The sequence below is a fragment of the Pseudonocardia pini genome (assembly GCF_013870575.1).
In the GTDB taxonomy this organism is placed as follows: domain Bacteria; phylum Actinomycetota; class Actinomycetes; order Mycobacteriales; family Pseudonocardiaceae; genus Pseudonocardia; species Pseudonocardia pini.
On sequence record NZ_JACBXB010000091.1, the window covers coordinates 1 to 11,572 of the forward strand.

Annotated in this window: 12 protein-coding genes; 5 read left to right on the top strand and 7 right to left on the bottom strand. The window is 71.8% G+C overall.

What is annotated here, in order from left to right; translation table 11 throughout:
* The coding region (locus tag H5J29_RS08400) for an ATP-binding cassette domain-containing protein (protein WP_181780345.1) at positions 1–963 on the bottom strand (963 nt) is incomplete at its 3' end.
* A 110-nt stretch (positions 964–1,073) separates the two neighbouring features.
* Entirely contained in the window at positions 1,074–1,724 is a 651-nt protein-coding gene (locus tag H5J29_RS08405) for a hypothetical protein (protein ID WP_181780346.1), read from the bottom strand.
* A gap of 142 nt (positions 1,725–1,866) precedes the next feature.
* Between H5J29_RS08405 and H5J29_RS08410 the strand changes: the two genes are divergently transcribed.
* Positions 1,867–2,538: a lysophospholipid acyltransferase family protein gene (locus tag H5J29_RS08410; RefSeq protein WP_181780347.1), complete on the top strand. Its 672-nt coding sequence runs from the start codon at positions 1,867–1,869 to the stop codon at positions 2,536–2,538.
* A gap of 17 nt (positions 2,539–2,555) precedes the next feature.
* Complete coding sequence (locus H5J29_RS08415; RefSeq protein WP_220187131.1) at positions 2,556–3,809, top strand: DUF6986 family protein; 1,254 nt, start codon at positions 2,556–2,558, stop codon at positions 3,807–3,809.
* 58 nt (positions 3,810–3,867) lie between these two features.
* Here the strand turns inward: H5J29_RS08415 and H5J29_RS08420 are convergent, their stop codons facing one another.
* The 4 genes from H5J29_RS08420 to H5J29_RS08435 form a co-directional block, all read right to left on the bottom strand.
* Positions 3,868–5,244: a nucleobase:cation symporter-2 family protein gene (locus H5J29_RS08420; RefSeq protein WP_181780349.1), complete on the bottom strand. Its 1,377-nt coding sequence runs from the start codon at positions 5,242–5,244 to the stop codon at positions 3,868–3,870.
* Complete coding sequence (pucL, locus tag H5J29_RS08425; RefSeq protein WP_181780350.1) at positions 5,244–6,137, bottom strand: factor-independent urate hydroxylase; 894 nt, start codon at positions 6,135–6,137, stop codon at positions 5,244–5,246. The genes H5J29_RS08420 and pucL overlap by 1 nt, the downstream gene beginning before the upstream one ends.
* A 123-nt stretch (positions 6,138–6,260) precedes the next feature.
* Positions 6,261–7,757, bottom strand: coding sequence for an NCS1 family nucleobase:cation symporter-1 (locus tag H5J29_RS08430; RefSeq protein WP_181780351.1), 1,497 nt, complete (start codon positions 7,755–7,757; stop codon positions 6,261–6,263).
* A 126-nt stretch (positions 7,758–7,883) separates the two neighbouring features.
* Entirely contained in the window at positions 7,884–8,624 is a 741-nt protein-coding gene (locus H5J29_RS08435; RefSeq protein WP_181780353.1) for an aspartate/glutamate racemase family protein, read from the bottom strand.
* A gap of 75 nt (positions 8,625–8,699) precedes the next feature.
* On the opposite strand from H5J29_RS08435, the gene uraH reads away from it, so the two are divergent.
* Positions 8,700–9,023: a hydroxyisourate hydrolase gene (gene uraH, locus H5J29_RS08440; RefSeq protein WP_181780354.1), complete on the top strand. Its 324-nt coding sequence runs from the start codon at positions 8,700–8,702 to the stop codon at positions 9,021–9,023.
* Between the two features lie 24 nt (positions 9,024–9,047).
* Here the strand turns inward: uraH and H5J29_RS08445 are convergent, their stop codons facing one another.
* Entirely contained in the window at positions 9,048–9,899 is an 852-nt protein-coding gene (locus H5J29_RS08445) for a phytanoyl-CoA dioxygenase family protein (protein ID WP_181780355.1), read from the bottom strand.
* A 173-nt stretch (positions 9,900–10,072) separates the two neighbouring features.
* On the opposite strand from H5J29_RS08445, the gene H5J29_RS08450 reads away from it, so the two are divergent.
* A complete protein-coding gene (locus H5J29_RS08450; protein ID WP_181780356.1) occupies positions 10,073–10,855 on the top strand; it encodes an FAD binding domain-containing protein in 783 nt (260 codons plus the stop codon).
* Positions 10,852–11,572, top strand: a 721-nt coding sequence (locus tag H5J29_RS08455; RefSeq protein WP_181780358.1) for a (2Fe-2S)-binding protein, incomplete at its 3' end; no start/stop codon positions are given. The genes H5J29_RS08450 and H5J29_RS08455, both read left to right, overlap by 4 nt.

The following is an 11,572-nucleotide window of genomic DNA, read 5'->3' on the forward strand; positions in this document are numbered from 1 at the left end:
GCGCTCCAGCTCCGCCAGCCTGCGCGCGGCGTTGCGGACCCGGCTCGAGACCTGCTTCTCGATGCGCTGGCCGCGGCGCCCGTAGCCCATCTTGTCGTTGTCCGGCATGTCCCTGCCGTGGGCGACGCGGTGCGCGGTGAACCCCACGGAGTGCCGCAGCTCGCGCAGCTCCTCCTGCTCGGCCGCGAAGCGCTCCTCCCAGCGCTCCCGCTCCGCGCGCTTCGCGTCCTGATAGGACGAGTATCCGCCGCCGTAGCGGGTCGGGCCCGCGACCGCAGGGTCCAGGTCGACGACGTCCGTGCACACCGCGTCGAGGAACGCCCGGTCGTGGCTGGCCACCACCAGCACACCCGGCAGCCCGCGCAGCTGCTCCTCCAGGAACGCGGCGGCGGCGTCGTCGAGGTGGTTGGTGGGCTCGTCGAGCAGCAGCGCCGAGGGCCGCCGGATCAGCAGCGCGGCCAGCGCCAGCCGGCCGCGTTGGCCACCGGAGAGCGACCCGACCGTCCGCGAGTGCTCCAGGTCGCCGAGCCCCAGCCCGTCCAGGACCAGCGTGGCCCGACGGTCGGCGTCCCAGGCGGCGTGCTCCTCCGCGCGCTCCAGCCGTTCCCCGTAGGCCTCGAGGAGACCGGGGTCGTCGGCGAGCGCCGCCGCCAGCCGGTCCAGCGCGGCGAGGTCCTCGCGGGCCTCGCGCAGGGCGTCGTCGAGCACCTCGGCGAGGCTCACCGCCGGCCCGAACGGCAGCTCCTGGTGCAGGAAGCCCAGGTCGGGAGGCCGGACGACGGTGCCGCCGTCGGGCTGGTCGGCCCCGGCGAGCAGCCGCAGCAGCGTGGACTTGCCCACGCCGTTCTCGCCGATCAGGCCGATCCGGCGGCCGGGGGCGGCGGTCAGCGAGACGCCGTCGAGCACGCGGCGGTCGCCGAGCGTGCGGACGAGATCGTGGGCGACGAGGGGAGCGACGGGCATGGCGACACCAGGGAGGGGAGATCCTCTTGCCCGCCGGGAGATCCGCGGCCGCGGGCGCTTCGGTGTCAGTGCCTCATGTCGAGACCCACTCTGCCACACGCCGCAACCCGTTATCGGGGGAACCTCCGCCGCAGGCCGCGGGGCATCCGACGGGCGTGGCGGCGGACGGGGTCGACCTCGTCCAGCCGGGCGCGGAACCGCTCCGGGACCCATTCCCCGCCCGTCCACAGTGTCCGGCCGACTTTCCTCGCGTACGCGGGACCGAACCAGCACCACACCGGCGGCGAGGGCGGCAGGCCGAGCCAGTCGCCGCGTGCGGCGAGGAACGGCTCGCCCTGGCGGCCTGCGGGGCCGTAGAGCGTGCCGTCGTCGAGGAACTGGTCGGCGACCGAGGCCGACACGTACAGCGTGTCCTCGTCCGCGACGGCGAGCGCGAACCGGCGCACCCGCTCGTCCGCGGGATCGAGCAGTGCGTGCAGGGTGTGCGCCAGCACGGGCCCGCCGCGGGACCCGGCGCCGAGCGAGACGTCGTGGACCGGGGGCGTGCACCTCAGGAACAGCAACGGGTCCGCGGCGGCGTGGGCGGCGACCAGGTCCGCGTCGGTGACGAAGCGGGTGCGCAGCGGCTCGGACTCGCCGAACCGGACCGGCAGGGCCTCCGGCAGGTGCTCGCGCGCCGCGGCGAGCCAGCGCGGCACGATCCCCGGTCCACGCCGGGCGTACCAGCGGAGAACCAGTGCCTCGACCCGTTCCTCGGACATCCGGCGAATCCTCCCCTACGTGGCGGATCCACCTGCGACCGGACGCGAGTAGGTTCTCCAGTCGGTGACCCGCACGTCACACGCGGTGGGGACACTGAGGGAGCGCATGTGGGTGCGCGTTCCGGGGAGGAAGAGAACAGTCATGCAGTTCCTGATCAGGTGGGTGCTGGCGCCGCTCGTCCGGATCATCTGGCGGCCGCATGTGCGGGGCGCCCAGCAGGTGCCCACCACCGGTCCGGTGATCTTCGCGGCCAACCATCGCGCCGCCGTCGACACGGCGGTGATCCCTCTGGTCACCCCGCGGCCGGTGGCCTTCCTCGGCAAGGCCGAGTACTTCACCTCCCGCAGCCTCAAGGGCAGGCTCGTCGCGAGGTTCCTCACCGCGCTCGGCTACGTCCCCGTCGACCGGGGGAACGCCAAGGCGGGCCTCGCCGCGCTCGACGCGGGGCGCAGGGTCCTGCGCGCGGGCGGCGCGTTCGGCATCTACCCGGAGGGCACCCGCTCGCTCGACGGCAGGCTCCACCGCGGCCACACCGGCGTCGCGTCGCTGGCGCTGTCCACCGGCGCGATCGTGGTCCCGGTGGCGCTGCTCGGCACCGACAAGGTGCAGCCGGTGGGCAAGAAGCTGCCGCGGCTGGCGCCGGTCGAGGTGCGGTTCGGCGCGCCGCTGGACTTCTCCCGGTACGACGGGCTGGAGGGCTCCGCCGCGATCCGCCGCGCCGTCACGGACGAGATCATGGACGCGATCGCCGAGCTGTCCGGTCAGGTCTACGTGGACCGCTACCACCAGCGCCCGGGGACACAAGCGGCCTGATGAGCCATGATCGGTCCATGACCGATCTCGCCGCGGCCCTCGCCGACGCCCTCGACGCCGAGCTCGCCGCGGTCGACGCCGAGCTGGCCGCCGGCTACCCCGGCGACCCGGGCACCCGCCAGCCCGTGCACACCGTGTACGTCCCGGCGGACCGGTTCGACCGCGGCACGGTCACGGCCTGGGGTGCGCGGGCGCTGGAGGCGTTCGACGCCGTCGTGGCCGGTCCCGCCGACCTCACCGCGATCTGGGACGTCCCCGGCGAGCTGCGCGGGCGGGTGCGGGACAAGCTGGCCGCCGAGCCGATCGAGGACCTCCGGATCGACTTCGAGGACGGGTACGGCACGCGCCCCGACGCCGAGGAGGACGCCGAGATCGTCCGGGCGGCCGAGGAGCTCACGGCGGCGGTGGCCACCGGGACCGCCCCGCCCTTCACCGGGATCCGGTTCCGCAGCTTCGAGGCGGCGACCCGACGACGGGGGGTGCGCACGCTCGTCGGGTTCGTCCGGGAGCTGTGCGCGCGCGGCGGGATCCCGGCGGGTTTCGTCGTGACGCTGCCCAAGGTCACCGCGACCGCCCAGGTCGCCGCGCTCGTCGCGGTGCTGGAGGCCCTCGAGGCCGAGCACGGGCTGCCCGAGGGCGCGCTGCGCTTCGAGATCCAGGTGGAGACGCCGCAGTCGGTGATCGGGCCGGACGGGGCGTCACCGCTGCCGGGCATGATCGCCGCCGGCGCGGGGCGGTGCACCGGCCTGCACTACGGCACCTACGACTACTCGGCCTCGCTGGGCATCGCGGCGGAGTACCAGAGCATGGAGCACCCGGTCGCGGACCACGCGAAGGCGGTCATGCAGGTCGCCGCGGCGGGCACGGGCGTGCGGCTGTCCGACGGGTCCACGAACGTCGTGCCGGTCGGCACCCCGGACGCGGTGCGGGCGGCGTGGCAGCTGCACGGCCGGCTGGTGCGGCGCTCCCTGGAACGCGGCCTCTACCAGGGCTGGGACCTGCACCCAGCACAGCTGCCGAGCCGGTTCACCGCGGTCTACGCGTTCTTCCGCGGCTCCGCGGAGTCGGCGGCCGCGCGGTTGCGGGCCTATCGGGAACAGTCCGAGTCCGGCTTCATGGACGAGCCCGCCACCGCCGTCGCGCTGGCGGGCTTCCTGCTGCGCGGCGTGGACTGCGGAGCCCTGGGCGGCGAGTGGGTCGAGAAGTCCACGGGGGCGGACCTGGTCGAGCTCGCCGTCCTCGCCCGCCGCACCATCGCCACGCCGAGATGAACCTCAGCGACGTTTCACGCATGATCAACAGTCACTGAGGTTCATCTCGACGGGGTGGTCAGTGGTCGGGGACGGCAGGCTCCTCCGTCTTGCTGAAGTGGTTGAACACCAGGTTGAGCAGCACCGCGAAGATCGCGGTGGCGCTGATGCCCGACTCGAAGATCGTCGCCAGCCACTCGGGAAGGTGCAGGTAGACCTCCGGGACGGTGATCGGGATGAGCCCGACCCCGATGGACGTGGCCACGATCAGGATGTTCGAGTTCGTGAACTCCACCCGTGACAGCGTCTTGATGCCCGCCGCCGCGACGGAGCCGAACAGCACGATCCCCGCGCCGCCGAGCACGGGCAGCGGGATCGCGTTCATGACGCGGCCGAGCACCGGCAGCAGGCCGAGGACCACGAGGATCCCACCACCCGCCGCGACCACGAACCGTGACTTGATGCCCGTGATCGCGACCATCCCGACGTTCTGGGCGAAGGCCGAGATCGGCATGCCGTTGAAGACCGGCGAGATCGCCGTCGCGCCCATGTCCGCTCGCAGACCGGCCGCGATGCGCTTCTTGTCGACCTTCGTGCCGAGGATCTCGCCGACGGCCAGCAGGTCCGCCGTCGTCTCGGCCATGATCACCAGGATGACGATCGTCATGGAGACGATCACGCCGATCTGGAACTGCGGCGCCCCGAAGTGGAAGGGCTGCGGCAGCGCGAAGATCGGCCCGCTGGCGACGGCGCCCCAGTTCACCCGGCCCATGATCGTGGCGATGATCGTGCCGATCACGAGGCCGAGCATGACCGCGAGCCGGGAGAACAGGCCCTTGCCGAAGCGGGCGATGGCCAGGGTGACGACCAGGGTGATGAAGCCGAGCAGCAGGCTCGTGCCCGAGCCGTAGTTCGGGTTCGGCTGGCCGTTGATCATCTCGTTGCCCCGGATCCAGCGCAGGGCCACCGGGAACAGCGAGATGCCGATGATCGTGATGACGCAGCCGGTCACGATGGGCGGGAAGAAGCGCACCAGGCTCGCGAACAGCGGCGCGATCACGAAGCCGATGACGCCGGCGACGATGACGGCGCCGAAGATCGTGGCCATCCGGGCCGCCGGGTCCGCGATGGACTCGTTGGTGGCCACCGCGGTCATGGTGCCGACGGCGGCGAACGAGACACCCTGCACCAGCGGCAGCTGCGAGCCGACGTAGGGCACCCCGAGGGACTGCAGCAGCGTGCCGAGGCCGGAGACGAACAGGGCGGCCGTGACGAGCAGGGCCTGGTCGGCGGGGGACAGCCCCGCCGCGCTGGCGATGATGATCGGGGGCGAGACCACGCCCGCGTACATGGCGAGGATGTGCTGGAGGCCGAAGAAGAACGCCTTGCCGACGGGGACCCTCTCGTCCTCCGGCCGCACGGCCTCCTCCGACTTCTCGGTGGGTTCGGCAGTCATCAGATGAAGCCCTTCACGCCTTCCCACGCGCTGCCCGCGGGCGGCGCGTCGTCGCGGACGATGGACGCCTCGATCAGCCCGTAGGGCCGGTCGGCGGCGTACCAGACCTCGTTCGGGTTATCGAGGCCCCACTTCTCGAGGTCGACGAGGAAGTGGTGCTTGTTGGGCATGGAGAAGCGGATCTCGGCGACCTCCGGATGGGCCTCGAGCGCCGCCTCGCCCATCGCGTAGAGCGTCTGCTGCAGAGACAGCGAGTGCGTGAGCGCGAACCTGTCCAGCAGGATCTGCCGGATCGACGTGAACGACTTGTCCCAGTCGACGTCCGTGCCGATGTAGCGCCACCGCGAGCTGACCGCCGTGGCGAGGATGCGGTCGTCCGTCTCCACCAGCGAGGTGTAGGGGACGTCCGGGAAGCCGTGGAACTCGCTCCCGGTGCTCTTCAGCACGACGAGCCCGGACAGCCCGGAGATCACCGTCTCCTCGGACCCGTGCTTGGTGACCACGCAGGTGCGCACCTCCCCGCCCGCCTTGCTGAAGGCGTGGTCGTGCGGGCCCTCGGACGTGGTGATCCGGTCCCACGCGTCGAGGTTCACCTCCTGCCGCGAGCCCGTGACCTGCTCGAACCCGTCCACGAAGTAGCGCGCCATGAGGAGCCCGAAGGACTCCGGCGTGCCCACGCCGTGCTGTCGGGCGAGCGCGTAGACGGTGTTCTTCTGGGTGTCGGTCGCGATGACCTTCGCGTTGGAGCCGGTGTGGTGCGTGTCCGCGAAGTCGCCGATCAGCTGGCTGGTCACGGTGACGTCCGTGATCTGGTGGACCGGCGTCGACCGGTCCACGTGCACCATGTGGCACTCCGCCTTGCCGTACTGGTTGTAGCCGAGTGAGATACCCATTCGTCCTCCGGTCGGGTGGATGTGGGTCCCCCTGGGTTCCCACTGTGCGTTACGTCACTGTCGCCCCGCGGGTCGAGTGTGTGAACTCGACCCACGGGGCGACGACGGCGGTGGTGGTGCGGGTCAGGCGGTGGCGGTCTCCTCGGCGGGGGTGCTGCCGGAGCGCATCCGCGAGACCACCCAGTGCAGGACGAACGCGACGCCCGCGCCGATGAACCAGCTGAAGGCCGCGGCGGTGGACGAGCCGAACAGCACGACCGCCATGGCGATGACGGCGCCGACGGCCGTCGCGGCGATCGCGACCGGGTTGTACCCCTTCGAGTAGTGGTACTTGCCGTCCGCCTTCAGCGTGTACAGGTCGTCGACGGAGACCTTCTGCTTCTTGATCAGGTAGTAGTCCGCGATCAGCACGCCGTAGAGCGGGCCGATGAAGGCGCCCAGCGTGTCCAGCGTGTAGTGGATGACGTCCGGGCTCGAGTACAGGTTCCACGGCGTGATCAGCACGGACCCGACGGCGGCGATCATGCCGCCCATCCGCCAGCTGATCTTCTGCGGGTTGACGTTGGAGAAGTCGAACGCCGGGGACACGAAGTTCGCCACGATGTTGATGCCGATGGTGGCGATCATGAACGTCAACGCGCCCAGGACGACGGCGAAGGTGCTGTCCAGCTGCGCGACCGTCTCGACCGGGTCGGTGATCAGCCTGCCGAACACGGGCAGCGTGGCCGCGGCGGTGATGACCACGAGCAGCGCGAACACGATGAAGTTCAGCGGCAGGCCGAGGAAGTTGCCCTTCTTCACGTCGGAGAACGTGCGGCCGTACCGGGCGAAGTCGCCGTAGTTGAGCATCGGGCCGGAGAAGTAGGACACGATCAGCGCGATCGCGGTGATCATCACGCCGACGGACTGCCAGCCGGAGAGGTTGACCTCGGACAGGTTGAGGTCGATGTTGCTCCAGCCCGCCTCGATGACGAGGTAGCCCGCGAGCAGGAACATCACGACGTAGACGGCGGGGCCACAGAAGTCGATGAACTTCCGGATCGCCTCCATGCCCTTCCAGAACACGGCGGCCTGCACGACCCACATGAAGAGGAAGGCGATCCAGCCCAACGTCGAGAGCCCGACGAAGCCGCTCTGCTGCACGTCGGCGAGCCCGGCGAGCCCCGGCCACAGCTTGAGCGCGACGATCACCAGCGAGTGCGAGGCCAGGTAGGTCTGGATGCCGTACCAGGCGACGGCGATCAGGCCGCGGATGATGGCGGGCACGTTCGCGCCCAGCACGCCGAAGGACACCCGGGAGATGACCGGGTACGGGGTGCCGGTCGCCTGCGAGGGCTTCGCGACGAGGTTGCACAGGTAGTAGACGATCGTGATGCCGATCAGCAGCGCGACCAGCACCTGCCACGCCGCGAGGCCGAGGGCGAACAGCGAGCCGGCGGTGACGTACCCGCCGACGCTGTGCACGTCGGACATCCAGAAGGCGAAGAAGTTGTAGGACTTCCAGTTCTGGTTCTTCAGCGGTGCCAGGTCCTCGTTGGTGAGCCTGGCGTCGTACGACGCCTTGATCTCACCCGGCGTCCCGCTCGTCGCGACCGGGGCCGCCTCCACTGATTCCGACATTCAGCCCTCCGCACAGTCTCCGACCCGATGGAGTGACGGTAGGTCCTGGTCGGAGCCCTGCAGCGGGAGAACGGAACACTTCACGAGTTCGTCCCCGGCGTTAAGACGAGCGTGACATATATGCGTCTAACGGATCTGGAAATCCGTGAGCATCCCGGTGTAGGCCTTCGCCGGCGGGCGCGCGAACTCGCCCCGGTCACCGGTCCGCAGGCCGAGCGCGACGAGCGACTCGACGGTCCTGGTCGCCGCGGCCACGCCGTCCACGACGGGCACCCCGATCTCCCGGCCGATGTGCGCGCAGAGGTCCGCCATGCCCGCGCAGCCCAGCACGACGGCGTCGGAACCGTCCTCGGCCACGGCCCGCGCGCACGCCTCGGTGATCCGCTCCCGCGCCGCCGGATCGGTCTCCAGCTCCAGGACGGGGATCTCGCAGGCGTGGATCCCGCGGCAGAACCGGGCGGCGCCGTAGTGCTCCGCGAGGTCCTCGGCGCGGCCGATCGTGCGACCCAGCGTGGTGACCACGGAGAACCCGCGTCCCAGGTAGGAGGCGGTGCGCATGGCCGCCTCCGCGATCCCGACGACCGGTCCGCGGGCCAGCTCGCGGGCCGCGTCCAGCCCGGGGTCACCGAAGCAGGCGATCACGTACCCCGCCGATCCCGCGCGCTCCCCGGCCTCGATCTCGGCGAGCAGACCCGGCACGGCGAGGGCCTCGTCGTAGTGGCTCTCGATCGACGCCGGACCCATCGCCGGGGTCACCGCGCGCACGGTGGTGCCGGGCCCCACGACGGCCGCGGCGGCCTTGCCGATGGTCGCCGTCATCGACTCGGTGGTGTTGGGGTTGATCACCGTGATGAGCACCTCGTCCACGCTACCGGCTCCGGACGGGCACGAATCCGCAGGTTACGGGCGTGTGACAGGGCGGTCGGATGGCAGAGTGCGCGTATGGCAGGCATCAGTACCCACGTCCTCGACGCGGCTCTCGGCACCCCCGCGGCGGGCGTCGGCGTGACCCTCACGGCACCGGACGGCAGCGTGCACACCGGCACCACGGACTCCGACGGCCGCGTCGGCGACCTCTACTCGGGAGCCCTGGCGGTGGGGACCTACACGGCGGTGTTCGCGGTCGGCGACTACCACGTGTCCACGGGCCAGGACTCGTTCTTCCCCGAGATCACGATCGCCTTCACCGCGGACCCGGAGCGGGGCCACTACCACGTCCCCCTGCTGCTCTCCCCGTACAGCTACTCGACCTACCGCGGCTCCTGACCGGTTCGGGGTCGCGCTCGGGTGTCAGCGGGCGGCGTTCTTCACGAAGCCGGTCTCGGTGTCCCGCAGGGCGGGGTCGCCGCCCTGCCAGCCGCCGCGGACGTGCCGACGCCGGGTCGCGTCGTCCGTCGCGCGGGCGGCGGAGTGCCAGAGGAAGGCGTCGTGCAGGATCACGTCCCCCCGCTCGGCGTAGACCGGGACCTCCCCGCGCACCTTCTCGAAGCCCAGCGGCATCGCGAAGGGCGGCGGGGTGTCGGTGTATCCCCGCGCGGCGGGGGCACCCTCCGGCACGACCGCGCCGTTCACGTTCTCGTAGGGGGAGGGGGTGGCCCACAGGTGGCTGCCGGGCACCACGCGCAGGAAGCCGTTCGCCGGGCTGGTGCCGTCCACGTGGATCGTGAACGCGGTGCCGGGCCAGATGTCCAGGTGCGGCACGGCCTGCCAGTCCGCGTGCCAGCCGATCCGGCTGTAGCCGGACTCCCGGCCGGGGCGCGCGTCCTGGTAGACGACGCCGTTGCGGCTCGGCCAGAAGCCCTCGCCCAGCAGCTCGCCGACCAGCGCGCGCAGCGCGGGCAGGCCCAGCGCGGTCTCCACGCCGGGCGCCAGCTCCTCCACGTACTCGACGTAGTTGACGAACCCCGCCTTGTCCGCGGAGTCGAGGTACCTGGTGGACCCGTGCCGCCCCGCCAGCGCACCGGAGAGCACCCCGCGCTGCGCGAGCACGCACTCGGCCTCGATCCGGTCGAGCAGCTCGGTCGGGACCAGGTCCCGCAGGACCACGAAGCCCCAGCGCCGGTAGAACCCCGCGGCGGCGGAGAGCTCCCCGGGGGTGTGCACGCCGAGATCGGTGAACGCGCCGAGGTCGAGGGTGTCCACTGCAGGGGCCTCCGTAAGCCGTGAACCATCTGGTTCAAGCAGGATGGCCGCTCGACGGCCGTCGGCGCAAGAAGCGGCCGTTACGTTCCGATGAAGGGGTGCCGCGGACCATTGCCGAGGGGCCTGCGGGCGCGGTCTCCTCGCACCGTTTGCCCATCCGAGACGGAGCGCGCATGGACCTGGACACGGTCACCGGCTACCGCCGGGCCCGCACCCGTGCGGACCTGGCCCTGGCCCCCGGTGAACGGGTTCTCGGCGGTGGGACCTGGCTCTACTCCGAGCCCCAGCCCGCCACCACCGGCCTCGTCGACCTGACGACGATGGGCTGGCCACCCGTGGAACGCACCGAGCACGGCCTCCGCATCGCCGCCACCTGCACGATCGCCGAGCTGCTCGCCCACCCGGACCGGCCGCCGCTGGCGGCGGAGTGCGCCCACGCCCTGCTGGCGTCGTTCAAGATCTGGAACGTGGCGACGGTCGGCGGCAACGTCTGCCAGTCCTTCGCCGCCGCCGGGATGGTGTCGCTGTGCGCGGCTCTCGACGGCGTGGCCCTCGTGTGGACCCCCGACGGCGACTACCGGGTCCCGGTGGCCGAGCTCGTCACCGGCAACGGCACGAACGCGCTGGCCCGCGGCGAGGTGCTGCGTGCCCTTGACCTGCCCGAACGCGCCCTGCGGTCCCGCGCCGCGCTGCGCAAGATCGCCCTGGCCGACCTGGGCCGCTCCGGGGCCGTGCTGACCGGGCGGGTCGACGAGGACGGTGCGGCGGTCTTCGTGATCACCGCGGCGACCGCGGTACCCACCGTGCTGCGCTACCCGGCCGTGCCGACGGCGGCGGAGCTACGCGCCGACGTCGACGCCGCTCCCGGCTACTACACCGACCCACTCGGCACGGCGGACTGGCGGCGGCAGGTCAGCGCGGTGCTGCTGGAGGAGATCCGGGTGGAGCTGGCATGAGGTACGAGGTCAACGGCACCCCCGGAGAGGGCGAGCCGCGGCCCGGGCAGTGCCTGCGCACGTTCCTGCGCGAGGCCGAGCACTTCGAGGTCAAGAAGGGGTGCGACGCCGGCGACTGCGGCGCCTGCTCGGTGCTGGTCGACGACCGCCCGGTGCACTCCTGCATCTACCCCGCGCAGCGGATCGAGGGTGCCGCGGTGACCACCGTCGCGGGCCTCGGCACCCCGGAGGACCTGCACCCGATGCAGCGCGCCTTCGTGGAGAACTTCGGCTTCCAGTGCGGGTTCTGCACGGCGGGCATGATCGTCACGGCGTCCACGTTGGACGAGTCCGACCTGGACGACCTGCCCCGGCGGATGAAGGGCAACCTCTGCCGCTGCACCGGGTACCGGTCCGTGCGGCAGGCCATCGAGGCCGGGGTGCGCGGGTCGACCGGGGACGAGCCGGGTTCTCGCGTCGGGGACTCCCCGTACCCCCTCGCGGCCCGTCGGGTGGTGACCGGGACCGAGCCGTACACGTTCGACCTCGCCGTCCCCGGTTGCCTGCACCTGCGCATCGTGGCCGCGCCGCACGCCCACGCCCGGATCCGCGCGATCGACACGGCCGCGGCGGAGGCCGTCCCCGGCGTCGTCCTGGTGCTGACCCACGAGAACACCCCGGACACGCGGTACTCCACCGCCCGCCACGAGCACCGCGAGGACGACCCGGACGACACCC

Bases quoted from the DNA above. Each gene is read 5' to 3' on its own strand.
- uraH (WP_181780354.1), top strand. From the start codon at position 8,700: ATGGCAGGCATCAGTACCCACGTCCTCGACGCGGCTCTCGGCACCCCC.
- H5J29_RS08450 (WP_181780356.1), top strand. From the start codon at position 10,073: ATGGACCTGGACACGGTCACCGGCTACCGCCGGGCCCGCACCCGTGCG.
- H5J29_RS08405 (WP_181780346.1), bottom strand. From the start codon at position 1,724: ATGTCCGAGGAACGGGTCGAGGCACTGGTTCTCCGCTGGTACGCCCGG.
- H5J29_RS08420 (WP_181780349.1), bottom strand. From the start codon at position 5,244: ATGACTGCCGAACCCACCGAGAAGTCGGAGGAGGCCGTGCGGCCGGAG.
- H5J29_RS08430 (WP_181780351.1), bottom strand. From the start codon at position 7,757: ATGTCGGAATCAGTGGAGGCGGCCCCGGTCGCGACGAGCGGGACGCCG.
- H5J29_RS08415 (WP_220187131.1), top strand. From the start codon at position 2,556: ATGACCGATCTCGCCGCGGCCCTCGCCGACGCCCTCGACGCCGAGCTC.
- pucL (WP_181780350.1), bottom strand. From the start codon at position 6,137: ATGGGTATCTCACTCGGCTACAACCAGTACGGCAAGGCGGAGTGCCAC.
- H5J29_RS08410 (WP_181780347.1), top strand. From the start codon at position 1,867: ATGCAGTTCCTGATCAGGTGGGTGCTGGCGCCGCTCGTCCGGATCATC.